General features: G+C 73.0%; 20 protein-coding genes. 13 read left to right on the forward strand and 7 right to left on the reverse strand.

Annotated elements, in window-relative coordinates:
- Positions 1–18: 18 nt before the first annotated feature.
- Positions 19–1023, reverse strand: coding sequence for an ADP-ribosylglycohydrolase family protein (locus OG393_RS25095; RefSeq protein ID WP_327378540.1), 1005 nt, complete (start codon positions 1021–1023; stop codon positions 19–21).
- Positions 1024–1329: 306 nt separating this feature from the next.
- Here OG393_RS25095 and OG393_RS25100 point away from each other — a divergent pair, with 306 nt between their 5' ends.
- The 5 genes from OG393_RS25100 (at position 1330) to OG393_RS25120 (ending at position 10823) form a co-directional block, all read left to right on the forward strand.
- A complete protein-coding gene (locus tag OG393_RS25100; protein WP_327376961.1) occupies positions 1330–2058 on the forward strand; it encodes a VIT1/CCC1 transporter family protein in 729 nt (242 codons plus the stop codon).
- Positions 2059–2739: 681 nt separating this feature from the next.
- The gene (gene gltB / locus OG393_RS25105) at positions 2740–7329 is read left to right on the forward strand and encodes a glutamate synthase large subunit (RefSeq protein ID WP_327376962.1); all 4590 of its coding nucleotides are present in this window, start codon (positions 2740–2742) and stop codon (positions 7327–7329) included.
- Positions 7322–8782 (forward strand): glutamate synthase subunit beta, encoded by a 1461-nt coding sequence (locus OG393_RS25110; RefSeq protein ID WP_327376963.1) that lies wholly within the window; start codon positions 7322–7324, stop codon positions 8780–8782. The genes gltB and OG393_RS25110 overlap by 8 nt, the downstream gene beginning before the upstream one ends.
- Before the next feature lie 271 nt (positions 8783–9053).
- On the forward strand, positions 9054–9773 hold the full coding sequence (locus OG393_RS25115) for a vWA domain-containing protein (RefSeq protein WP_327376964.1): 720 nt from the start codon (positions 9054–9056) through the stop codon (positions 9771–9773).
- Between the two features lie 537 nt (positions 9774–10310).
- Positions 10311–10823 carry a pyridoxamine 5'-phosphate oxidase family protein gene (locus tag OG393_RS25120; RefSeq protein ID WP_327376965.1) on the forward strand — a complete coding sequence of 171 codons (513 nt, stop codon included), beginning with the start codon at positions 10311–10313 and terminating at the stop codon, positions 10821–10823.
- A gap of 93 nt (positions 10824–10916) precedes the next feature.
- On the opposite strand, the gene OG393_RS25125 is transcribed toward OG393_RS25120, so the two are convergent.
- Both OG393_RS25125 and OG393_RS25130 read right to left on the reverse strand, forming a co-directional pair.
- Positions 10917–11942, reverse strand: a complete 1026-nt coding sequence (locus OG393_RS25125; protein WP_327376966.1) for an acyl-CoA dehydrogenase family protein — start codon at positions 11940–11942, stop codon at positions 10917–10919.
- Complete coding sequence (locus OG393_RS25130) at positions 11942–13084, reverse strand: acyl-CoA dehydrogenase family protein (protein WP_327376967.1); 1143 nt, start codon at positions 13082–13084, stop codon at positions 11942–11944. The genes OG393_RS25125 and OG393_RS25130 overlap by 1 nt, the downstream gene beginning before the upstream one ends.
- Before the next feature lie 62 nt (positions 13085–13146).
- Between OG393_RS25130 and OG393_RS25135 the strand changes: the two genes are divergently transcribed.
- The 6 genes from OG393_RS25135 (at position 13147) to OG393_RS25160 (ending at position 19093) form a co-directional block, all read left to right on the forward strand.
- Positions 13147–14280, forward strand: a complete 1134-nt coding sequence (locus tag OG393_RS25135) for an acyl-CoA dehydrogenase family protein (RefSeq protein WP_442817433.1) — start codon at positions 13147–13149, stop codon at positions 14278–14280.
- Complete coding sequence (locus OG393_RS25140) at positions 14277–15068, forward strand: SDR family oxidoreductase (protein WP_327376969.1); 792 nt, start codon at positions 14277–14279, stop codon at positions 15066–15068. The genes OG393_RS25135 and OG393_RS25140 overlap by 4 nt, the downstream gene beginning before the upstream one ends.
- A 69-nt stretch (positions 15069–15137) precedes the next feature.
- Positions 15138–15752: a TetR/AcrR family transcriptional regulator gene (locus OG393_RS25145; protein WP_327376970.1), complete on the forward strand. Its 615-nt coding sequence runs from the start codon at positions 15138–15140 to the stop codon at positions 15750–15752.
- A gap of 19 nt (positions 15753–15771) precedes the next feature.
- Entirely contained in the window at positions 15772–16932 is a 1161-nt protein-coding gene (locus OG393_RS25150; protein WP_327376971.1) for an acetyl-CoA C-acetyltransferase, read from the forward strand.
- A gap of 174 nt (positions 16933–17106) precedes the next feature.
- Positions 17107–17310, forward strand: a complete 204-nt coding sequence (locus tag OG393_RS25155) for a cold-shock protein (RefSeq protein ID WP_005318814.1) — start codon at positions 17107–17109, stop codon at positions 17308–17310.
- A gap of 91 nt (positions 17311–17401) precedes the next feature.
- Positions 17402–19093 (forward strand): DEAD/DEAH box helicase, encoded by a 1692-nt coding sequence (locus tag OG393_RS25160; protein WP_327376972.1) that lies wholly within the window; start codon positions 17402–17404, stop codon positions 19091–19093.
- A gap of 214 nt (positions 19094–19307) precedes the next feature.
- Here OG393_RS25160 and OG393_RS25165 read toward each other — a convergent pair whose 3' ends face one another.
- The 4 genes from OG393_RS25165 to OG393_RS25180 are packed head-to-tail and all read right to left on the reverse strand — an operon-like array spanning position 19308 to position 22790.
- Positions 19308–20438 carry an NAD(P)H-dependent flavin oxidoreductase gene (locus OG393_RS25165; RefSeq protein WP_327376973.1) on the reverse strand — a complete coding sequence of 377 codons (1131 nt, stop codon included), beginning with the start codon at positions 20436–20438 and terminating at the stop codon, positions 19308–19310.
- Positions 20435–21184: a CoA-transferase subunit beta gene (locus OG393_RS25170; RefSeq protein ID WP_327376974.1), complete on the reverse strand. Its 750-nt coding sequence runs from the start codon at positions 21182–21184 to the stop codon at positions 20435–20437. Before OG393_RS25170 ends, OG393_RS25165 begins: the two co-directional genes overlap by 4 nt.
- The gene (locus OG393_RS25175) at positions 21181–22008 is read right to left on the reverse strand and encodes a CoA transferase subunit A (protein WP_327378541.1); all 828 of its coding nucleotides are present in this window, start codon (positions 22006–22008) and stop codon (positions 21181–21183) included. Before OG393_RS25175 ends, OG393_RS25170 begins: the two co-directional genes overlap by 4 nt.
- Before the next feature lie 23 nt (positions 22009–22031).
- Entirely contained in the window at positions 22032–22790 is a 759-nt protein-coding gene (locus OG393_RS25180; protein WP_327376975.1) for an enoyl-CoA hydratase family protein, read from the reverse strand.
- A 68-nt stretch (positions 22791–22858) separates the two neighbouring features.
- Here OG393_RS25180 and OG393_RS25185 point away from each other — a divergent pair, with 68 nt between their 5' ends.
- Together OG393_RS25185 and OG393_RS25190 are read left to right on the forward strand one after the other, a co-directional pair.
- Positions 22859–23707 (forward strand): SDR family oxidoreductase, encoded by an 849-nt coding sequence (locus tag OG393_RS25185; RefSeq protein ID WP_327376976.1) that lies wholly within the window; start codon positions 22859–22861, stop codon positions 23705–23707.
- Between the two features lie 49 nt (positions 23708–23756).
- Positions 23757–24644 carry an SDR family oxidoreductase gene (locus tag OG393_RS25190; protein WP_327376977.1) on the forward strand — a complete coding sequence of 296 codons (888 nt, stop codon included), beginning with the start codon at positions 23757–23759 and terminating at the stop codon, positions 24642–24644.
- The last annotated feature ends 62 nt before the right edge of the window (positions 24645–24706 follow it).

The following is a 24706-nucleotide window of genomic DNA, read 5'->3' on the forward strand; positions in this document are numbered from 1 at the left end:
GGCGGTCGTCCACCGTGGTCACCGGGGTGCCTCCTCGTGCGTCGTCAGCAGATCCGCGACGTCCAGGACGTGGTAGCCGCGCATCGAGGGGAGGCAGCTTCCCGTCACCGGGCCGATGGCGTTCGCCCACTCCGAGGGAACGGCGGACACGCCCCCCGACGCCCCGGCGAGCGCGCCCGCCACCGCCGCCGTCGTCGTGTCCGCGTCGCGCCCCATGTTGACGGCCGTCAGGACGGCCGTGCGGAAGTCCCCGCGGGCCGCCGCGAACGCGCCGAACGCCAGGCCCACCGCCTCCGGGGCCAGATCCGTCCACGGATAGCCTCCGATGACGACCGCCGAGCGGACCGCGCGCTCCCGGGCCGGAGCGTCGGGTGCCGCGCGCCGCGCGGCCACCACCGCGCGCCGCAGCGACCGGGCCGTCCAGGAGTCCATCGGCACCACCGAGAGCGCCGCCGCGACGACCGAGGTCACCGAGGCGCCCCCCATCGCCGCCGCCACGCCGGCCGCCACGGCCTGCCCCCCGTAGATGCCCTCGCCGTCGTGGCTGACGCTGCCGTCGACCGCGACCAGCCGGGCGGCCTCCGCCGGGCGGCCGGCCGCGAAGACGCCGAAGGGGGCGGCGCGCATGGCCAGTCCGTCCGACCAGGCGTGCCGGTGCTGGGCGGAGATCGGGGCGACCAGCCCGCGCCGGAGGTTCTCCAGCGTGCCCCGCTCACTGAAGCCGGCGCCGCGGAAGGGTCCCTCGTCCCGGTCGGCGATCCAGTGGTGCCAGGCGTCCTCCACCTGCCGGACCGTCAGGGCCGCGCCGTGCCGCGCCAGCAGGAGTCCCGAGAAGACGGCGTACTCCGTGTCGTCGGTCCCTGCCGGGCTGTCCGTCACGAACCCCTCGATCCGGCCCCAGCGGCGACGGATCTCCGAGGGGCGAAGGTTCTCGGCGGGCGCCCCGAGCGCGTCGCCGACGGCGAGGCCGAGCAGCGCGCCCCGGCCGCGCTCGCGGGTGTCCTGTGCGGTCGTCGCGGCCACGCTCGTCGTCTCGGTCACCGGCTCGCTTCCCTTCCACGGTCCCTGGATCTGTGCCACGCACAGGGGGAGAGGAGACGGGGAAACGTCACTGTCACCCGGCTGACACCCGTCGGGAAGCGCCCCCGGCGGACCGGACGCGACACCGTGAGCCACCCTCAACCTCCCCCCGTCCGGGCGGAGAACGCTGAGGTGAGCCTTAGTAAGTACGGCCTGGCTTGCTGGCGGGACCCTTACATCGCGCGTATTTTCGAGGCTGTTGAGGGGCGGCGGGGTCGGCCCGACCCGCCGACAAGTCAGGGGAGAAGCATGTCCATCATCGAAACCGAGGCTTCGCTCCACGAGGCCCACCGCGACAACCACACGCACCGCGATGTGAACGGCGGCTGGCTGCGTCCGGCGGTGTTCGGGGCGATGGACGGCCTGGTCTCCAACCTCGCGCTGATGACCGGTGTCGCCGGCGGAGCGGTCTCCCAGCAGACCATCGTCATCACCGGTCTCGCCGGGCTCGCGGCCGGCGCCTTCTCGATGGCGGCCGGCGAGTACACCTCGGTGGCCTCGCAGCGCGAACTCGTCCTGGCCGAACTGGACGTCGAGCGACGTCAGCTGCGCAAGCACCCGGTCGACGAGATGGAGGAGCTGGCCGCGCTGTACGTCTCCCGGGGAGTCGAACCCGCGCTCGCCAGGGAGGTCGCCATGCAGCTCTCCCGGGACCCCGAGCAGGCCCTGGAGATCCACGCCCGCGAGGAACTGGGCATCGACCCCGACGACCTGCCCTCGCCGATCGTCGCCGCCGTGTCCTCCTTCGGCTCCTTCGCGCTCGGCGCGCTCCTGCCGGTGCTGCCCTATCTGCTCGGCGCGACCGAGCTGTGGCCGGCCGTGCTGCTCGCGCTGCTCGGTCTCTTCGCCTGCGGCGCACTGGTGGCCCGGGTGACCGCCCGTAGCTGGTGGTTCAGCGGACTGCGCCAGCTCGTCCTCGGTGGGGCCGCCGCCGCCCTCACCTACGGACTCGGCATGCTCTTCGACGCGGCGCTCTAGAACCACATCGGACCGCGTCGTCGTCCGGGAGCTCCGAGGCGGCCCGGTGACGCGCTCCGGCACGCGACCGGACGGTCCGGCACACGGCGGACGGTCCGGGGCCGTCCGGTCACGGTCCGGGCCCCCGTGGCCGACGGCGGCTGAGAGCCTGCCGGTGGCCTTCGGCCGACAGGCCCCGGCGTCCCGCCGGACCCGCACCGGCCTCCCCGCTCCGTCCCACCCGGAGCCACCCCTCTCGGGCCGCCCCCGCCGTTCCGCGCCGGCCCGCAAGCGCCTCACTCCGTGGAAAGGGCCTGGTGGGGCCCGCTGTGACGTATCTCCCTGAGCGGATGCGGCCCTCGGGTGCGACACTATGCACAGCGCTACATACCTAGCCGTTTCCCGGCGGTTTCGAACCCATTGCCACCGGGCATGAGGCGTAAGCGCGGCGGGCAACGAGGCCCGCCCAGCGACGGTCCGCCGGGGAGTCCCGGATCATCGGACCGTCCCCCATGAGGGCCGGCCGCCCTCATACCCCACAGGTGAACCGACGCCACCGCTCCGTATCGGCGGTGTCCGCATGCTGGAATGAGCTATCCACTTTCCGAGAAGCCAGCCATCATGTAACCTGCACGAAATTTCGCGGAGGGCCAACGTCGTCCCTCGGCTGCTGCATATGCCACGACGACGACGGGAGAGCCGATGCGTTCCGACGCCTGGTCGCCCATGGACGGTCGCCCCGCTCCGCAGGGGATGTACGACCCCCGTAACGAACACGACGCCTGTGGTGTCGGGTTCGTGGCCACCCTCACCGGTGTTGCCAGCCACGCGCTGGTCGAGCAGGCGCTGACCGTACTGCGCAATCTCGAGCACCGAGGCGCCACCGGCTCCGAGCCCGACTCCGGAGACGGCGCCGGCATCCTGTTCCAGGTCCCGGACGCCTTCCTGCGCGAGGTCACCGACTTCGCGCTCCCCGAGCCCGGCGCGTACGCCGTCGGCATCGCCTTCCTCCCCGCCGACGGCTCCGCACAGGCCGTCTCGCAGATCGAGACGATCGCCGCCGAAGAGGGCCTGACCGTCCTCGGCTGGCGCGAGGTCCCCGTCGCCCCCGAGCTGCTCGGCGCCTCGGCCCGCTCCACCATGCCGGTCTTCCGCCAGCTGTTCGTCTCGGCGGGCGCACCCCAGGGAGAAGGCGCCGGCGAGGGCCTCGCCACCGGCATCGCACTGGACCGCAAGGCGTTCGTGCTGCGCAAGCGCGCCGAGCGCGAGGCCGCGACGTACTTCCCGTCGCTGTCCGCCCGCACCATCGTCTACAAGGGCATGCTGACCACCGGACAGCTGGAGCCCTTCTTCCCGGACCTGTCGGACCGCCGCTGCGCCACCGCCGTGGCCCTGGTCCACTCCCGGTTCTCCACCAACACCTTCCCGAGCTGGCCGCTCGCCCACCCGTACCGCTTCGTCGCCCACAACGGCGAGATCAACACGGTCAAGGGCAACCGCAACTGGATGGTGGCCCGCGAGTCCCAGCTCGCCTCCGACCTCTTCGGCGACGCGAACCTGGACCGCGTCTTCCCCGTCTGCACCCCGGACGCCTCCGACTCCGCCTCCTTCGACGAGGTCCTGGAGCTGCTCCACCTGGGCGGCCGCTCGCTGCCGCACTCGGTGCTGATGATGGTCCCCGAGGCGTGGGAGAACCACGACTCCATGGACCCGGCCCGGCGCGCCTTCTACCAGTACCACTCCACGATGATGGAGCCCTGGGACGGCCCCGCCTGCGTCACCTTCACCGACGGCGTCCAGGTCGGCGCGGTCCTCGACCGCAACGGTCTGCGCCCCGGCCGCTACTGGGTCACCGACGAGGGCCTCGTCGTGCTGTCCTCCGAGGTCGGCGTCCTGGACATCGATCCGGCCAAGGTCGTCCGCAAGGGCCGCCTGCAGCCCGGGAAGATGTTCCTCGTCGACACCGCCGAGCACCGGATCATCGAGGACGACGAGATCAAGGCCGGCCTCGCCGCGGAGCACCCCTACCAGGAGTGGCTGGAGACCGGGGAGATCGAGCTCTCCGACCTCCCCGAGCGTGAGCACATCGTGCACACGCACAAGTCCGTCACCCGCCGCCAGCAGACCTTCGGGTACACCGAGGAGGAGCTGCGCGTCATCCTCGCCCCGATGGCCCGCACCGGCGGCGAGCCGCTCGGCTCGATGGGCACGGACTCGCCGATCGCGGCCCTGTCCGAGCGGCCCCGGCTGCTCTTCGACTACTTCACCCAGCTCTTCGCCCAGGTCACCAACCCTCCGCTGGACGCCATCCGTGAGGAGCTCGTCACCTCGCTGCGCTCCTCGCTGGGCCCGCAGGGCAACCTGCTGGAGCCGACCTCGGCCTCCTGCCGCAGCGTCACGCTCCCCTTCCCGGTGATCGACAACGACGAGCTCGCCAAGCTGGTCCACATCAACGCCGACGGCGACATGCCCGGCATGAAGGCCGCCACGCTCTCCGGCCTCTACCGCGTCTCCGGCGGCGGCGACACGCTGGCCGCCCGCATCGAGGAGATCTGCGTCGAGGCCGACGCGGCGATCGAGGGCGGCGCCCGCCTGATCGTGCTGTCCGACCGGCACTCCGACGCCGAGCACGCGCCGATCCCCTCGCTGCTGCTCACCGCCGCGGTCCACCACCACCTCATCCGTACCAAGCAGCGCACCCAGGTGGGCCTGCTGGTCGAGGCCGGCGACGTCCGCGAGGTGCACCACGTCGCGCTCCTCATCGGCTACGGTGCCGCCGCCGTCAACCCCTACCTGGCGATGGAGTCGGTCGAGGACCTGGTCCGCGCCGGCACCTTCATCGAGGGCCTGGAGCCCGAGCAGGCCATCCGCAACCTGATCTACGCGCTCGGCAAGGGCGTCCTCAAGGTCATGTCGAAGATGGGCATCTCGACCGTCGCCTCCTACCGCGGCGCCCAGGTCTTCGAGGCCGTCGGCCTCGACGACGCCTTCGTCGAGAAGTACTTCAACGGTACCGCGACCAAGATCGGCGGCGCCGGTCTGGACGTCGTCGCCACGGAGGTGGCCGCCCGCCATGCCAAGGCGTACCCCGCCTCCGGCGTCCCCTCCGCGCACCGGGCGCTGGAGATCGGCGGCGAGTACCAGTGGCGCCGCGAGGGCGAGCCGCACCTGTTCGACCCGGAGACCGTCTTCCGCCTCCAGCACGCCACGCGCAACAAGCGGTACGACATCTTCAAGAAGTACACCGACCGGGTGAACGAGCAGTCCGAGCGCCTGATGACGCTCCGCGGCCTGTTCGGTCTCACCTCGGACCGTCCGTCGATCCCCGTCGACGAGGTCGAGCCGGTCAGCGAGATCGTCAGGCGTTTCTCCACCGGCGCCATGTCGTACGGCTCCATCTCCCGCGAGGCGCACGAGACCCTCGCCATCGCCATGAACCAGCTGGGCGGCAAGTCCAACACGGGTGAGGGCGGCGAGGACCCGGAGCGCCTGTACGACCCGGCACGCCGCTCGTCCATCAAGCAGGTCGCCTCCGGCCGCTTCGGCGTGACTTCGGAGTACCTGGTCAACGCGGACGACATCCAGATCAAGATGGCGCAGGGCGCCAAGCCCGGCGAGGGCGGCCAGCTGCCCGGTCACAAGGTGTACCCGTGGGTCGCCAAGACCCGGCACTCCACCCCGGGCGTCGGCCTGATCTCCCCGCCGCCGCACCACGACATCTACTCCATCGAGGACCTCGCTCAGCTGATCCACGACCTCAAGAACGCCAACCCGTCGGCCCGCATCCACGTGAAGCTGGTCTCCGAGGTCGGCGTCGGCACGGTCGCCGCCGGTGTCTCCAAGGCCCACGCGGACGTCGTCCTCATCTCCGGCCACGACGGCGGAACGGGCGCCTCGCCGCTCACCTCGCTGAAGCACGCCGGCGGCCCCTGGGAGCTGGGTCTCGCCGAGACCCAGCAGACCCTGCTGCTCAACGGCCTGCGCGACCGGATCGTCGTCCAGACCGACGGCCAGCTCAAGACCGGCCGCGACGTCGTCATCGCCGCGCTGCTCGGCGCCGAGGAGTTCGGTTTCGCGACCGCGCCGCTCGTCGTCTCCGGCTGCGTCATGATGCGCGTCTGCCACCTTGACACCTGCCCGGTCGGCATCGCCACCCAGAACCCGGTCCTGCGGGACCGCTTCTCCGGCAAGCCCGAGTTCGTCGTCAACTTCTTCGAGTTCATCGCCGAGGAGGTCCGCGAGATCCTCGCCGAGCTGGGCTTCCGCACCCTGGAAGAGGCCGTCGGCCACGCCGAGCTGCTCGACACCAGCCGCGCCGTGACCCACTGGAAGGCGCAGGGCCTCGACCTGGCCCCGCTGTTCCACGTGCCCGAGCTGTCCGAGGGCGCGGTCCGCCACGCCCTGATCGAGCAGGACCACGGACTGGAGAAGGCCCTCGACAACGAGCTGATCGAGCTCGCCGCCGAGGCGCTGAACGCGGCCACCGCCGAGGAGGCGCAGCCGGTCCGCGCCCAGGTCGCGATCCGTAACATCAACCGCACGGTCGGCACCATGCTCGGCCATCGGGTGACGAAGAAGTTCGGCGGCGCGGGCCTGCCCGCCGACACCGTCGACATCACCTTCACCGGCTCCGCCGGCCAGTCCTTCGGCGCCTTCCTGCCGAGCGGTGTCACGCTCCGCCTGGAGGGCGACGCCAACGACTACGTCGGCAAGGGCCTCTCCGGCGGCCGGATCGTGGTCCGTCCGGACCGCGGCGCCGACCACCTGGCCGAGTTCTCCACCATCGCGGGCAACACCATCGCGTACGGTGCGACCGGCGGCGAACTGTTCCTGCGGGGCCGTACCGGCGAGCGTTTCTGCGTCCGCAACTCCGGCGCGCTGGTCGTCTCCGAGGGCGTGGGCGACCACGGCTGCGAGTACATGACCGGCGGTACGGCGGTCGTCCTCGGTGAGACGGGCCGCAACTTCGCGGCCGGCATGTCCGGCGGCGTCGCCTATGTGATCGACCTCGACCGGGACAACGTCAACTCCGGCAACCTGGAGGCGGTGGAGGCCCTTTCGGACACCGACCGGGCGTGGCTGCACGACGTCGTGCGCCGGCACCAGGAGGAGACCGGATCGACCGTCGCCGAGAAGCTCCTCGCCGACTGGTCCGCGAGCGTGGACCGCTTCAGCAAGATCATCCCGACCACGTACAAGGCCGTGCTCGCCGCCAAGGACGCCGCTGAGCTCGCCGGTCTCTCCGAGCAGGAGACCACCGAGAAGATGATGGAGGCGGCGACCCATGGCTGACCCCAAGGGCTTCCTGACCACCGGGCGCGAGGTCGCCGAGACCCGCCCGGTGGGAGAGCGCGTCAAGGACTGGAACGAGGTCTACGTCCCCGGCTCCCTGCTGCCGATCATCAGCAAGCAGGCCGGCCGCTGCATGGACTGCGGTATCCCCTTCTGCCACAACGGCTGCCCGCTGGGGAACCTCATCCCCGAGTGGAACGACTACGCCTACCGCGAGGACTGGGAGGCGGCGTCGGAGCGGCTGCACGCCACCAACAACTTCCCGGAGTTCACCGGGCGCCTGTGCCCGGCTCCGTGCGAGGCGGCGTGCGTACTCGGCATCAACCAGCCGGCCGTCACCATCAAGAACGTCGAAGTCTCCATCATCGACAAGGCGTGGGACGCCAACGACGTCAAGCCGCAGGCGCCCGAGCGCCTGTCCGGCAAGACCGTCGCCGTCGTCGGATCGGGCCCCGCGGGTCTCGCCGCGGCCCAGCAGCTGACCCGGGCCGGTCACACGGTCGCCGTGTTCGAGCGCGCCGACCGGATCGGCGGACTGCTGCGGTACGGCATCCCCGAGTTCAAGATGGAGAAGCGGCACATCAACCGCCGCATCGAGCAGATGCGCGCGGAGGGCACCAAGTTCCGCACCGGTGTGGAGATCGGCCGCGACATCACCGCGACCGACCTTCGCAAGCGCTACGACGCGGTCGTCATCGCCGCCGGTGCCACCACCGCCCGCGACCTGCCCGTCCCCGGCCGCGAACTGGCCGGCGTCCACCAGGCGATGGAGTTCCTGCCGCTCGCCAACAAGGTCGTCGAGGGCGACTTCGTGGCCCCGCCCATCACGGCCGAGGGCAAGCATGTCGTCGTCATCGGCGGCGGCGACACCGGCGCCGACTGCGTGGGCACCGCCCACCGCCAGGGGGCGGCCTCGGTCACGCAGCTGGAGATCATGCCGCGTCCGGGCGAGGAGCGGCCGGCCGGCCAGCCCTGGCCGACCTTCCCGATGCTCTACAAGGTCACCTCGGCGCACGAGGAGGGCGGCGAGCGGGTCTACTCCGTCTCCACCACCCACTTCGAGGGCGACGAGGACGGCAACGTCCAGTTCCTGCACCTGGTCGAGGTCGAGTTCGTCGAGGGCAAGCTGGTCCAGAAGCCGGGCACCGAGCGGAAGATCCCCGCCCAGCTGGTGACACTGGCGATGGGCTTCACCGGCACGGACGTCGAGAACGGCCTCGTGGCGCAGTTCGGACTGGACCTGGACGAGCGCGGTAACATCGCGCGGGACGCGGACTTCGCGACCAACGTCGGCGGGGTCTTCGTCGCCGGCGACGCCGGCCGAGGCCAGTCCCTGATCGTCTGGGCGATCGCCGAGGGCCGCTCGGCGGCGCGCGGTGTCGACCGCTTCCTGACCGGTGTGAGCGAGCTGCCGGCCCCGATCCGGCCGACGGACCGTGCCCTGACGGCCTGACCCCGGGGCCGACGGCCCCGGCACCACACGTCCCGTACAACGGAGTACGGAACTGAGCGCGGCGCTCACCCGACTGTCCCCGACCGGACCGGGTGGGCGCCGCGGCGCGTCCGGGACCGGTCGCGGGTCCCGGACGGCCTGGTGCGGCACCGGACGCGCCACGCCCGACCGTCCGTCGGCGGACGGTGCCCCGTTCCGGCGTACGGCCGTCCCCGCACCAGGCCCTCCCGTACGCTCGGCAGTCCGTACGGGACGAGGGAGGGGGCCGTCGGTGGCTCTGAGTCTGCGCAAGGTCGAGGAAACCGCGCCCGCGCTGGTCAGTCTGTACAAGTCGGCGGGGAACTCGCTGGAGAGGCACGGTCTGCGCGGGGAGCGGGCGGCCGTCTACCTCGTCGTGGACCACTCGGGTTCGATGCGGCCGTACTACCGGGACGGCAGCGTCCAGGCGCTGGCCGACCGGGTGCTGGGGCTCTCGGCGCACCTGGACGACGACGGGAGCGTACCGGTGGTCTTCTTCTCCACCGACGTCGACGCCCTGACCGACATCGAGCTCGCGGACCACCGGGGCCGCGTCGACCGGATCGTGTCCGGGCTCGGCCACATGGGCAGGACCAGTTACCACCTGGCCATGGACGCGGTCGTCGACCACTACCTGGACAGCGGGGCCACGGTCCCCGCGCTGGTCGTCTTCCAGACGGACGGCGGCCCCAGCGACAGGGTCGCCGCCGAGCGCTACCTGTGCAAGGCGGCCGGACTGCCGCTGTTCTGGCAGTTCATCGGCTTCGGCGACCCGGACAGCCGGCAGTTCGACTTCCTGCGCAAGCTCGACGAGCTTCCCGTCCCGGCGAGGCGGCCGGTCGACAACGCCGGTTTCTTCCACGCGGGGAAGGACCCGCGCGAGGTCTCGGACGCGGAGCTGTACGACCACCTCGTCGCCGAGTTCCCGCTGTGGCTGGCCGCGGCCCGAGCACGCGGGATCGTACGGGACTGACAGCCTGTCGGGGGGCCTTCGACGGGGCGGTCACACCAGGCCACGGACGCTTCCCGCGTTGCCGGAACATCCCGTTGCCTTCCGCTGCCCGCTCTGGCCGGCGGGGATTCCTGCCGCGGTCGGCTGGCCGTCTCGGTGTCCGGGCCGTCGACGGGCGGGGACGGAGAGCACGGGGGACGAGGCACACCGGAACGGGAACCGGCGCTGAGGCGGCCCGGCCGCTGCGAGTGACCTGTACTTCCGTGGGTGTCTGAACCTCTGGCGGTCGTATGGATCCACTGTCCGGAGGTCCGCGGTGGTCCGGGTCGGTGTTCGCGGGATCTCCGGGCCGGACGCGGCTACGGGCGCACGCGGGGCGCTGCTGACAGGAGCCCCCGCCTGGGGCCGTGACCCACCTGACGGGCTGCTCACCGTCCTCACCGCAGCCCGACGCCCCGACCCTCCCCCGGCAGCCCTCCGCAGCGTGGCGCGTCCCGCGGTCGGACGCGCGGAGTATTCCGGACGGAAGATGTCGGGTATCCGGGGTCTCCTGGAGGCATGGGACACACCGGATACACCTGGTCCGCCTTCGCCGCCGCCGAGCCGGACCTCGCCGCCACCGTGCGGGAACGCTTCGCCCTGCACACCCACCACGTCCTCGCGACCGTGCGGAGGGACGGCTCGCCGCGTCTGACCGGTCTGGAGGTGAACTTCCGGCTCGGGGAACTGTGGCTCGCGATGATGCCGAACTCGCGCAAGGCGTTCGACCTGCGCCGGGACCCGCGTTTCTCGCTGCTCGCGAATCCCGGCAGCGGGACGGACATGGGCGGGGGTGACGTCCGGATCTCCGGGCGGGCGACCGAGGTGACGGACCCGGAGACGGTCGACCGGTTCGCGCGGGACGCCGGGGCGCCGCCGCCGTTCCACCTCTTCCTGGTGGAAGCCGCCGAGGTCGTCCGCACCTCGGTGGAGAACGACGAACTGGTCGTCCGTCTGTGGTCGCCGGGTGGCCGGGTCCGGACGATCCGGCGCGGCAACGACGACGCCCCGCCGGCCGAGGACCGGTCCTGACCGAGGCGGCGCCGCGCCGGCGGACCTCCCGCCCGTGACAGCCGTTCCCTGCCCGTCCGTCGGGGCCGCGGACCGCCCGGCGCCGCCCGCCCCTCACCCCCGGGCCCCAGTGGCGGCCAGCACCCGGGCCCGGCACCAGGACGGTGTGCCCCAGGCGTCCCGCAGCGGCCGGGCCTTGCGCAGCCAGAGCGACAGGTCGAGCTCCTCGGTGTACCCGACCGCGCCGTGCGTCTGGAGCGCGCTGCGGGCGGCGGCGTAGGCGGCCTCACCGGCCGAGACCTTCGCCGCCGCGAGGTCGGCGCCGTCGAAGGTCAGTGCCGCTCCGAAGACCAGCGGCCGGGCGAACTCGAGCCCGAGCAGGGTGTCCGCCAGCCGGTGCTTGACGGCCTGGAAGGAGCCGATCGCCGCCCCGAACTGGGTGCGCCGTTTGGCGTACGCCACCGTCCGGTCGAGCAGGGCGAGCCCGACGCCCAGCGACTGCGCGGCCGTCGCCAGGAGCGCCCAGTCGACCGCGTGCGAGGCCGCCGCCACGACCGCGGGACCGGAGGCCAGCGGCTCGCCCTCCGGCGACGGGGACGCCAGCCGCCGTACGGGATCGGCCGACGCCCGCACGGGCCCGTGCCCGGTGGCGAAGCGCAGCGCGTCGCCCTGTACGACCAGCGTGACACCGGCGACGTCCGCGTCGAGCGCGTAGCGGGACGGAGTCCCGGGCCTGTCCACGTGCGCGTCGCCGGGCAGGACCGCCAGCGTCGCCACCGTCCCGCCCGTGGCGAGGCCCGGCAGCAGGCGCTTCGCCGGACCGTCCTCGCCGCGCCGGGCCAGCTCCGCCAGCAGTGCCGACGCGGCGACCGTCTCCACGAACGGGCCGGGGACCCCGTGTCGGCCCAGTTCGACGCAGGCGACGGCCAGTTCGACGGGCAGTGGGCCTGCGCCCTCGTACGCCTCCGGGACCGCGAGGGTGAAGACTCCGGACATGGCCAGCCGCCTCCACAGGGCGAGCCCGGGCCCCGGGTCACCCGCGGCCCAGGCGCGGGCGACCGCCGGCGTGCCGGCCGCCGTCAGCAGCGCGTCCAGCGAGCGGCCGAAGTCGCGTTGCTCCCCGGTCGGCAGAAACGGCATCAGCGGCGTCCCTTCGGCAGGCCGAGCAGGCGCTCGGCGACGATGTCGCGCTGGATCTCGTCGGTGCCCGCGTAGATCGGGCCGGCGAGCGAGAAGACGTACCCCTCGCCCCATTCCCCGTCGCCGTCCAGCTCGCCCTCCGGGCCCAGCAGGTCGAGCGCCGTCTCGTGCAACGCGAGGTCGTACCGCGACCAGAAGAGCTTGTTGAGGCTCGACTCCGCCCCGATCGTGCCGCCCGCCGCGCAGCGCGCCGCGCCGCCCGCCGTGAACAACTGGTAGGCGCGGGCGCCGATGACCGCGTCCGCGACCCGGTCGCGCACCCCCCGGTCCTCGCCCGTCGCGCGCCACAGACGCAGCAGCCGGCCGGCCGCCGCCAGGAACCGGCCGGGGGAGCGCAGCATCAGGCCCCGCTCGTTGCCGGTCGTCGACATGGCGATCCGCCAGCCCTGTCCCGGTTCCCCGATCACGTCCTCGTCGGGCACGAAGACCTCGTCGAGGAAGATCTCGGCGAAGGCGGGCCTGCCGTCGAGCCGTCCGACGGGCCGGACGGTCACGCCCGGCGCGCGCAGGTCGAACATGAGGTAGGTGAGGCCCAGGTGCGGCCGGTCGGCCCCCGGGTCGCTGCGGAAGATGCCGAACGCCCGGTCCGCGAAGGCCGCCCGGGAGGACCAGGTCTTCTGCCCCGACAGCAGCCAGCCGCCGTCGGTCCGTACCGCGCGTGAGGTCAGCGAGGCCAGGTCGGAGCCGGACTCCGGCTCCGACCACGCCTGTGCCCAGACCGTCTCGCCCGTCGCCATCGGCGGCAGCACGCGGGCCCGCTGCTCCTCGGTGCCGTGGTCGAAGAGGGTGGGGGCCAGCAGGTGGATGCCGTTCTGTGAGACCCGGCCGGGCGCGCCGGCCGCGTAGTACTCCTCCTCGAAGGCCAGCCACCGGAAGACGTCCGCGTCCCGGCCTCCGTACCGCTCGGGCCAGGAGACCACCGACCAGCGCCCGGCGGCGAGTTCGGCCTCCCAGGCGCGATGGGCGGCGAAGCCCTCCCGGGTCTCCAGGGACGGCAGGGGCGGATCGGGCACATGTGTGCGCAGCCAGGCGCGTGCTCGTGCCCGGAAGCGGTCCTCGTCGGCCGTGTGCGAGAGGTCCATCGGACGCTCACTCCTTCCCTAACAAGTGTTTGGTAGGTTAACGTACGGCCATGGGCAGCGCCATGAGCAGCGTCGAGGGCTTCCGCACCGCGGTACGCGACTGGCTGAGGGACCGCCTGGACGGCGAGTTCGCCGCGCTCAGGGGGTGCGGCGGTCCCGGCCGGGAGCACGAGGCGTTCGACGAACGCCTCACCTGGGAACGGCACATGGCCGCCCACGGCTGGACCTGCCTCGGCTGGCCCGAAGAGTACGGCGGACGCGGTGCGAGCATCGAGGAACAGGTCGCCTTCCACGAGGAGTACGCCCTCGCCGACGCCCCCGCGCGCGTCAACCACATCGGCGAACAACTCCTCGGGCCCACCCTCATCGCCCACGGCACCGCCGAGCAGAAGGCCCGCTTCCTGCCTCCGATCCGCTCCGTGACGGAACTGTGGTGCCAGGGCTACAGCGAACCAGGCGCCGGCTCCGACCTCGCGGGCGTCCGCACCCGAGCCGCCCTCGACGGCGACACCTGGGTGCTGAACGGCCGGAAGACCTGGACGTCGCTGGCCCACGTCTCCCAGTGGTGCTTCGTCCTCGCCCGCACCGGACCCGGGTCCCGGGGCCACGCCGGACTCTCCTACCTCCTGGTCCCCATGGACCAGCCTGGCGTCGAGGTCCGGCCGATCACGCAGCTCACCGGGACCAGCGAGTTCAACGAGGTCCTCTTCGACGGAGCGCGCACCCACTCCTCGCACGTCGTCGGCGCGCCCGGCGACGGCTGGCGGATGGCGATGGCCACCCTCGGCTTCGAGCGGGGTGTCTCCACCCTGGGACACCAGGTCGGCTTCCGCAGGGAACTGGAAGCCCTGATCACCCTCGCCCGGCGCAACGGCGCCCTCGGCGACCCGCTGATCCGCGACCGGCTGGTGCGGGCGTGGAGCGGACTTGAGGCCCTGCGCGCGGGCGCCCTGCGCGGCACGGACCCCTCCGCGGCCAAGCTCTCCTGGTCCCACTGGCACCGCGACCTCGGCGAGCTGGCCATGGTCGTGTGCGGCGCCGCCGCCACCGTGACCGGCGCCCCCCGCGCGCTCGACCGCTGGCAGCGCCTCTTCCTGTTCTCCCGCGCCGACACCGTCTACGCCGGGTCCAGCGAGATCCAGCGGAACATCATCGCCGAGCGGGTGCTCGGCCTCCCCAAGGAGCCGCGCCCGTGACACCCCCCTCCGCCCCCGGCTACGAGCCCGGACACGCGCTCCTCGACGGCCGCACCGCCGTCGTCACCGCCGCCGCCGGAGCCGGCATCGGCGGCGCCACCGTCCGCCGCTTCCTGGAAGAGGGCGCGCGGGTCCTCCTCAGCGACGCCCACCCCCGCCGCCTCGAGGAGAGCGAAGCCGCCCTCTCCGCCGAGTTCGGCACCGGGGCCGTCGCCGCCCAGCCCTGCGACGTCACCGACGAGCGGCAGGTCCGGGCGCTCCTCGACACCGCCGAACGCCTCCACGGCGGGCTCGACGTCCTTGTGAACAACGCCGGCCTCGGCGGCACCGCCACCCTCGCCGAGATGACCGACCCGCAGTGGACCCGGGTCCTCGACGTCACCCTGAACGGCACCTTCCGCTGCACCCGCGCCGCGCTGCGCCGTTTCCGGGACTCCGGCCGGCCCGGCGTCATCGTCAACAACGCCTCCGTCGTCGGCTGGCGGGCCCAGGCGGGCCAGGCGCACTACGCCGCCGCCAAGGCCGGCGTCATGGCGCTCACCCGCTGCGCCGCGATCGAGGCGGCCCCGTACGGCGTTCGCGTCAACGCGGTCTCGCCCTCGCTCGCGATGCACCCCCACCTGGCCAAGGTCACCACACCGGAACTCCTCGACGAACTGACCGCGCGCGAGGCGTTCGGCCGGTACGCCGAACCCTGGGAGGTCGCCAACGTGATCGTCTTCCTGGCCAGCGGCTACTCCTCCTACATGACCGGAGAGGTCGTCGCCGTCAGCAGCCAGCACGCCTGAGGACCGTCCCATGCCCGCTTCCGCGCCCCGGACCGCGGCGACCGCGGGAGTGGGGACCACAATGGACACGTGCCGACCACGAAGAAGAAGACCCAGGTGACCGCCACGCCCGAGCGGCGCCGTGAACTCCTCGACACGGCCGCCGAGGTGTTCGCCGCCCAGGGGTACAACGCCACCACCGTCCGCGAGATCGCGGACGCCGCCGGCATGCTCGCCGGCAGCCTCTACTACCACTTCGATTCCAAGGAATCGATGCTCGACGAGATCCTCTCCACCTTCCTGGCCGAGCTGTGGGAGGGGTACGACACCGTCCTCGCCGCCGGGCTCGGCCCCCGGGAGACCATCGAGGCCCTCGTCACCGAGTCCTTCCGGGAGATCGACCGGCACCGCGCCGCCGTCGCCATCTACCAGAAGGAGTCCCGGCACCTGACCGACCACCCCCGCTTCCACTATCTCGTCGACTCGCAGCGGAAGTTCGAGAAGGCGTGGCTCGGCACTCTGGAGCGCGGGGTCGCGGTCCGGGTCTTCCGCGCCGACCTCGACGTCCGCCTCACCTACCGGTTCGTGCGCGACACCGTCTGGGTCGCCGCGTCCTGGTACCGGCCGGGCGGGCAGCACAGCCCGGACGAGATCGCCCGCCAGTACCTGTCGATGGTCCTGGACGGTATCGCCGTACGCACCTGACCCAGCAGGAGGAGTCGCCATGGCCGAGGCATACATCGTCGAAGCGGTACGCACCCCGGTGGGGCGCCGCCGGGGCGGCCTCGCCGCCGTCCATCCGGCCGACCTCGGCGCCCATGTGCTCAAGGCCCTCGTCGCACGCGCCGGCATCGACCCCGCCGCGGTCGAGGACGTCGTCTTCGGCTGTCTCGACGCCGTCGGACCGCAGGCCGGTGACATCGCCCGCACGGCCTGGCTCGCCGCCGGTCTGCCCGAGGAGGTCCCCGGCGTCACCGTCGACCGTCAGTGCGGCTCGTCCCAGCAGGCCGTCCACTTCGCGGCGCAGGGCGTCCTGTCGGGCACCCAGGACCTCGTGGTCGCGGGCGGCACCCAGAACATGTCGATGATCCCGATCGCCTTCGCCTCCCGACGGGCGGCCGAGCCCCTCGGCCTGACCGAGGGCCCCTACGCGGGCTCCCTCGGCTGGCGCGCCCGGTACGGCGACGCCCCCGTCGACCAGTTCCACGGTGCCGAACTGATCGCCGCGAAATGGCGCATCACCCGCCGCGACCAGGAGGAGTACGCCCTGCGCTCGCACCGGCGCGCGCTGCGGGCGGGGGACGAGGGCCGGTTCGCCCGCGAGATCGTGCCCTACGGCCAGGTCACCGCGGACGAGGGGCCGCGCCGCGACACCGGCCCGGAGAAGATGGCCGCCCTGACACCGGTCGTCGAGGGAGGCACGATCACCGCGGCGTGTTCCTCCCAGGTCTCCGACGGCGCCGCGGCCCTCCTGCTGGCGAGCGAGCGGGCCGTGCGGGACCACGGACTGCGCCCGCGTGCCCGCGTCCATCACCTCTCGGCCCGCGGTGAGGACCCCGTGCGGATGCTCTCCGCCCCGATCCCGGCGACCGCGTACGCCCTGCAGCGGACCGGCCTGTCCCTCGACGACATCGACCTCGTGGAGATCAACGAGGCATTCGCCCCGGTCGTGCTGGCCTGGCTCCAGGAGACGGGCGCCGACCCGGACCGCGTCAACGTCAACGGCGGCGCGATCGCCCTCGGTCATCCGCTGGGCGCGACCGGCGCGCGGCTGATGACGACGCTGCTGCACGAACTGGAGCGTACCGGGGGGCGGTTCGGCCTCCAAACGATGTGCGAGGGCGGTGGCCAGGCCAACGTGACCATCATCGAACGACTGTCCTGAGTGTGATGCTCGTCGCTGTCCCGCCCCTCCGGGCGGGACGGCGTGCTAGTGTTTTCGCGTTGCTAGTTTTGGTACCCATGAACTTTATGTGCGCCTGACGGGAATGTTCCTTCAGGCGCAATTTTGTTTTCCGGCATTCTCCGGATGGGGCCCCTACCTGTTCAGGAGATTGACATGGCTACTGGAACCGTGAAGTGGTTCAACTCGGAAAAGGGCTTCGGCTTCATCGAGCAGGACGGCGGCGGCGCCGACGTCTTCGCCCACTACTCGAACATCGCGACCTCCGGCTTCCGTGAGCTGCAGGAAGGCCAGAAGGTCACCTTCGACGTCACGCAGGGCCAGAAGGGCCCGCAGGCGGAGAACATCCTCCCCGCCTGATCGCCGTAACGCGTTTCTCGCAGCCGGGACCCGCACCGCGCAGGTGCGGGTCCCGGCTCGCGCTGTGCTCAGGCCAGGAAGGCATTTCCCCATGACTCGCTCCGAACAGCGGCCCCGCCGGGCCGCGGACTCCACTTCCGGAACCCCGTCCGGAAATGCCTCGGGCCGCCCCGCGCGCGGCTCCGGCTCGCGTCGCGGCTCGGGATCCGGCGGCGCCGGATCCGCGCGGGGCCGCGGCAAGGGCTCCGGCCGCACCCCGTCCTCGCCTCCGCCGCCGCGTGAGTTCACGCTGCCCGAGACGCTGACCCCCGCGCTGCCCTCCGTCGAGTCCTTCGACGCCCTCGACATGCCCCCGGCGCTCGCCAAGACGCTCGCCGCCCAGGGCGTGACCGAGCCGTTCCCGATCCAGGGCGCCACCCTGCCGAACTCGCTCGCCGGCCGGGACATCCTCGGCCGCGGCCGCACCGGCTCCGGCAAGACCCTCGCCTTCGGCCTCGCCCTGCTCGCCCGCACCGCGGGCCGCCGCGCCGAGCCCAGGGCGCCGCTCGCCATGGTCCTGGTGCCCACCCGCGAGCTCGCCCAACAGGTGACCGACGCCCTGACGCCGTACGCCACCTCCGTGAACCTGCGGCTCACCACCGTCGTCGGCGGCCTCTCGATCACCAAGCAGGCGAACGCCCTGCGCCGTGGCGCCGAGGTGCTCATCGCCACGCCGGGCCGCCTCAAGGACCTCATCGAGCGCGGCGACTGCCGGCTCGACCAGGTCGCGATCACGGTCCTCGACGAGGCCGACCAGATGGCCGACATGGGCTTCATGCCGCAGGTCACCGCGCTGCTCAAGCAGGTCGAAGCGGACGGTCAGCGGCTGCTGTTCTCGGCCACCCTCGACCAGAACATCGACCGCCTGGTGAAGATGTTCCTCACCGACCCGGTCGTGCACTCCGTCGACCCCTCCGCCGGCGCGGTCACCACGATGGAGCACCACCTGCTCCACATCGCCGACGAGACCGACAAGAAGGCCGTCACCTTGAGGATCGCGGCCCGAGACGGCCGGACGATCCTCTTCCTGGACACCAAGCGGGCCGTGGACCGGCTGGTCAAGCGGCTCCTCGCGAGCGGCGTCCGGGCCTCCGGCCTGCACGGCGGGCGTTCCCAGCCGCAGCGCAACCGCACTCTGGACCAGTTCAAGAACGGCCAGGTCACCGTGCTGGTGGCGACCAACGTGGCGGCCCGTGGAATCCACGTCGACGATCTCGACCTCGTCGTGAACGTCGACCCGCCGATCGACCACAAGGACTACCTGCACCGCGGCGGCCGGACGGCCCGTGCCGGCGAGTCCGGCTCCGTCGTCACCCTCGTCCTGCCCGAGCAGAAGCGTGACATGAGCCGCCTGATGGCGAACGCGGGCATCTCCCCCCGCACGGCCCAGATCAGGTCCAGTGACGAGGAACTCAGCCGGCTCACCGGCGCGCGCGAGCCGTCGGGGATACCGGTCGTCATCGAGGTCCCGCAGCCGGCCCAGCCCGCCCCCTCGGGCAACGGCGGCCGACGCTCGCGCCGCGGTGGCGGCGGTGGCGGCGGCCGGACACGCTCCGCGTCCGCGGGCCGTACGGCCACGGCCGGCACCGCGGGTGGCGCCGCCGGCCGCACCGCTGCCGCCGGCTCGGCGACGCGCGGCGGCGCCGGTTCCGCGGCCCGTACGGGCGGGGGAGCCGCCGCATCGCGAGGCCGCGCCCGCAGCGCCGGCGGCGCCGGCCGGGGCCGCCGGGGCTCCGCCCAGTAGGACACGCCTCCGCGGGAACCACCGGGACCCGCCCGTACCGCCGTACGAGAAGCGGACCTCGGGCCGTGCCGCGTCGAGGTACTCCCTTCTGGCCTCCGGGACCGGGACGATCCGCTCCGGGTTCCGCGTCCCCGCCCGTCCCGCCCGGCGCGTTCGCGGGCCGCCCGGAGGTCGGCGGGCGCTTGGCGGACAGGCGTTCCGGCGCCCAGGACCGTCAGCGGTGCGCGTCCGGGCAGTGGCATGGCCCGACCTCTCCGACCGGACTTCCGTGCGGGGGTGCGAGGGGGCACCCTCGGGGCAGGGAGCGGAGCACGTGCGCGGCCTCGGACACGATCCGGCGGACGAGCTCCTCGCAGCTCGGGAGGTCCTCGATCACGCCGGCGACCTGCCCGGAGGCCATGACACCGAGGTCGGTGCGTCCCTCGACCATGGAGGCCCGCAGCAGCATCGGGGTGTTCGCGGCGAGCAGGACCTGGCTCCAGGACAGGTCCTTGCCGCGGCGCAGGGCGAGCCCGTCGCGGAGCATCCTCGACCACGACAGGCCCGACAGCCGCCGGAAGCCGGCCACCCGGCGCACGGTGCCCGCCAGCGCCCGTGCCCGGCCCGCCCGTTCGAGAGCGGTGACCAGCTCGGTACGGAGCATCCGGTGGGGCAGCCCGTCCACGGCGGTGGTGACCGTGACGTCCTTGACCGTCGCCGCCAGATACCTGGCCTTCACGGCGTCGGGCACGGTCGAGTCGGAGGTGAGGAGGAAGCGCGTGCCCATGGCGACGCCGGCCGCTCCGTAGGCGAGCGCGGCGACCAGACCGCGGCCGTCGTGGAAGCCGCCCGCCGCCACGACCGGGATGCCGACGGCGTCCACCACCTGCGGCAGCAGCACGGTCGTCGCGATCTCGCCGGTGTGCCCGCCGCCCTCGCCGCCCTGCACGATCACCGCGTCGGCACCCCAGGCGGCGACCTTCTCGGCATGCCGCCTGGCCCCGACCGAGGGGATGACGACCACGCCCGCGTCCTTGAGTTCCGCGATCAGCTCGCGGGAGGGGGCCAGGGCGAAGGAGGCGACCCGCACACCCTCGTCGATGAGGATCCGCACCCGCTCACGGGCGTCGCCCGCGTCGGCCCGCAGGTTCACCCCGAAGGGCCGGTCCGTACGGGACGCGACCTCGCGGACCGCCGCGCGGAGCCGTTCCGGGGACATCGTCGCCGAGGCGAGGATGCCGAGCGCACCGGCCTCGGCGGCGGCGGAGACCAGCCGGGGACCGGAGACCCAGCCCATGCCGGTCTGCACGATCGGGTACCGGACGCCGGTCAGTTCGGTGAGCGCGGTGTCGAAGACGGCGGTCACCGGGCCGGCACCTCGCGGTCGCGCAGCCCGCGCGGGTCGATGACCTCACGGATCAGCCGCAGTTCCCCGGCGGTCGGCTCACGCGTGTACGGGACGTCGCGGTCGACGTCCAGGGCGAAGCCGGTGGCCTCGCGGACCTGCTCCGCGGTCACGCCGGGATGGAGGGAGGCGAGCCGCATCGAACGGTCCGGCGTCTCGAAGTCGAAGACGCCGAGGTCGGAGACGACCCGGGGGATCCGGTGGAACCGGGTGACCCCGGCTTCGGCCGCCCGGTCGTATCCGACCCCGCTGACCATGTCGACGCGCTCGACGAAGACCCGTGGCGAGTGCTTCGGTATCCAGTAGCTGACCGGATTGTTCAGGGTGTTGACGGGCGCTCCGCGGACGCCGAGCAGTTGGCGGGTGGGCCGCGACCAGTCGCCGACACAGGAGATGTTCTGGTTGCCGTGCCGGTCGATCTGGGCGGCGCCCATCATCACGTGCCGTCTGCCGCCGGTGACCAGGGCGAGGTGGCGCCGGTACGGCAGCCAGCCCTCCACTCTCCCGTCGTCGTCGACGAGCATCGCCTCACCGTCGGTGAGCAGGAGTTCGGGGGCGAAGGTGCGCCGGGCGAGCCGGGCGCCGAAGGAGGAGACCGGGGCCATCGCCGCGGCCAGGATCTCGCCGTCGCCGCGCCACGCCTCGGCGCAGGCGACGACGCAGTACTCGGCCCGGGTGGGCGGCGGTGGGGGGACGTGGCCGCTCAACTCCGCTCCTCCTGCCAGGCGCGTACGGCCTGTCGGTAGTCGTCCTCGCTCGTGCCGGACAGGAACCGCCGCGCGAACGCGGGCCAGGGGGTGCCGGCGTACAGCTTCTGGAAGGGCTCGTCGCGTCCGTAGTCGGGTGCGCAGGAGGTGAAGTGGGCGCCGTTCGGTGCCTCGACGACGCCGGTGACACGATGGCGTCCCACCAGCAGGCTCTGCGGTGCCACGTCCCCGAACCCGTCGACGAGCCGCTCGCAGGACACGTACGCGGTGTCGGCGGCCTCGCAGAACAGGTCGTCGAAGTAGGGGTCGGGGCCGAGGTACTGCGCGTTGCCCGACCGGTCGGCCCGGTTGAGGTGGACCAGTGCGGCGTCCATCCGCAGGGCGGGCACGGCCACGAACTCCTCGCCGTCCGCGTAGGGGGAGCGGACCGTACGCAGCCCGGGGTTCACCCGCATCACGTCCGAGCCGAGACCGGCCCGGACGGGCAGGAACGGCAGTCGGTCGGCCGCGGCCCGCAGGCCCTGCATGAGCATGGCTTCGTCCAGTTCCGTCAACGCCAGTCGGCCGCGTTCGCGGGCGGCGCGGAAACGCGGTTCGAGGGCGATCGAGTCGAGGGTGACGAAGGCGGCGACGAGCCGGCGGATGCGGCCCGCCGCCGCGAGCAGTCCCACGTCGGGTCCGCCGTAGGAGACCACGGTGAGGTCGGTGACCTCGGACCGCAGCAGGGCCCGGACCAGAGCCATCGGCTTGCGGCGGGAACCCCAGCCGCCGATCCCGATCGTCATGCCGCTGCGCAGGCGGCCCGCCACCTCGTCGGGCGTCATCGTCTTGTCGCTCGCGCGTGCGGTCACGAGGAGCCTTCCTTCCCGCCGAATCCGGCACGGACGCGGTCGGCGACCCCGCTCAGGTTGGCCTCGAAGGTGAAGCCCTGCTCGAAGCGGTAGCTGCGCCGGACGTCCACCGGGTCGATGCCGTTGAGGGCGGCCTTCGCGAGCCGGATCAGGGAGCCGTCCTTCGCCGCGATCTCGCGGGCCAGACCGAGGGCCTCGTCGTGCAGCGCGCCGCGGGGGACCACCTTCCAGACCGAGCCGTGGGCGTGGAGTTCGGCGGCGGTGACGGTCCGCGAGGTGTAGTACAGCGCCCGCGTCAGATGCTGGGGGACGAGGCGGGCGAGGTGGGTGGCCGCGCCGAGCGCGCCGCGGTCCAGTTCCGGGAGCCCGAAGACGGCGTCCTCGGCGGCGACGATCGCGTCCGCGTTGCCGACCAGTCCGATCCCGCCGCCCAGGCAGAAGCCGGCGACGGCCGCGACCACCGGGACCTCGCACGTGTACACCGCGGAGAATGCCTCCGCGCAGCCGTGGTTGGCGCCGATCAGGGCGCGGTGTCCGGTGCCGTGTTCGCGCTGCATCTCCTTGATGTCGACGCCGGCGTTGAAGCCGCGGCCCTCGGCGGCCAGCACCACGCAGCGGATCTCCGGGTCTCGGCCGGCCGTGCCGACCGCTTCGGCGAGGTCGTACCAGCCCCGCACGGGAAGGGCGTTGACGGGCGGGAAGTCGACGGTGACGAGTGCGACGCCCTCGTCCGGGCGTGCGGTGGAGACACCCATGGGCGGATCAGCTACCTTTCCACCAAACGTTTGTTAGGTGACTGTTCGATGAGGAAAGGTAGCAGCCGATGGAGCTGGACGGGAGGGTCGCCGTCGTCACCGGCGGTACGCGGGGCGTGGGCGCGGGTATCGCCCGGGCCTTTCTGCGGGCGGGCGCCCGCGTGGTCGTCTGCGCCCGACGGCCGCCGGACGCGCCCGTGCGGGAAGCGGGCCGGGCGGCCGTGTTCCTCCCTGTCGACCTGCGCGACCCCACGGCCGTCGAGACCTTCTTCGCGGAGGTCGCGCACCGGTACGGGAGGCTGGACACCCTGGTCAACAACGCGGGCGGATCGCCCTACCGGCTGCTCGGCGAGGGCGGTGCGGAACGCCACGCGAGGGTCCTCGCCCTCAACCTGACCGTTCCGCTGACGGTCTCCCTCGCCGCCCACGGACCGCTGAGGGCGGCGCGCGGCTCGGTCGTCATGATCGGCAGTGTCAGCGGCACCCGGGCCTCGCCGGGCACGGCCGCCTACGGCGCGGCCAAGGCCGGACTGGAGAACCTGGCCCGTTCCATGGCGGTGGAGTGGGCGCCGGACGTCCGGGTGAACACCCTCGTCCTCGGCATGGTCCGCACCGAGGGGTCCGCGCTCCACTACGGCGACGCGCAGGGGGTCGCCGCCGTCGGCCGGACGGTCCCGCTGGGCCGCCTCGCCGAACCCGAGGAGGCCGGCGAAGCGGCGGTGTTCCTCGCCTCCGGCCGGGCCGGCTACGTCTCGGGGGCCTCGCTCCTCGTGCACGGGGGCGGGGAACGCCCCGCCTTCCTCGATGCCGCGACCGCCGGCCGGGAGAACCGGGACGAGCACGACCACAGGGGCGCCGGGACGAATGGGCCGATGGGGCGAGCCGGGACGAGTGGGTCGAGAGGGGCAGCGGGATGAGTGGGTCGATGGGGCGAGCCGGGACGAGTGGATCGAGAGGGGCAGCGGGATGAGCGCGAAGGGACTGTGCGAAGGCCGGGTCGTGATCGTGACGGGCGCCGGACGGGGGCTGGGCCGGGCCCACGCGCTCGCGTTCGCCGCGGAGGGAGCCCGCGTCGTGGTCAACGACCTCGGCGTGGACCTCGACGGCGCCGCCTCGGCCGCGTCGCCCGCACGGCGGGTCGTGGCGGAGATCAGGGCAGCGGGCGGCGAGGCCGTCGCCCACGGCGGCGACATCGCCACGGCCGAGGGCGCGGCCTCGCTGGTCGCCACCGCGCTCGACACCTACGGGCGGCTGGACACCTTGGTCAACAACGCGGGCTTCCTCCGGGACCGGATGCTCGTCAACCTCGGCGAGGACGACTGGGACGCCGTCATGCGGGTCCACGTGAAGGGCCACTTCCTGCCCCTGCGGCACGCCGTCGCGCACTGGCGCGCGGAGGCCAAGGCGGGGCGCGAGGTGGCGGCGCGGGTCGTCAACACCACCTCGGGAGCGGGCCTGCTGGGCAGCGTGGGGCAGGGGAACTACGCGGCGGCGAAGGCCGGGATCGTCGGCCTGACGCTCGTCGCGGCGGCGGAGACGGGGCGGTACGGCGTCCAGGTCAACGCCGTCGCCCCGGCCGCCAGGACGCGGATGACCGAGCGGACCTTCGCCGGCCTGCGGGGACGCCCGGAGGACGTCTCGCCGCTGGTGGTGTGGCTCGGCTCGGCGGCCTCGGAGGGTGTGACCGGGCGGGTCTTCGAGGCCCAGGGCGGACGCATCACCGTGATGGAGGGCTGGCGGCCCGGCCCGACGGCGGACAGGGGCGCCGGCCGCTGGACCCCGGCCGAGGCGGGGGAGACGGCACGGGGACTGCTGGCCGACGCGGAGGAACCACGACCGGTGTACGGCGCCTGACCGACGGCCGGGCGGCGGACACGGAGCGGGACGCTTCCCTTCCCCCGGCCCCGCACCGCTCC

Source organism: Streptomyces sp. NBC_01216 (assembly GCF_035994945.1).
Lineage (GTDB): Bacteria > Actinomycetota > Actinomycetes > Streptomycetales > Streptomycetaceae > Streptomyces.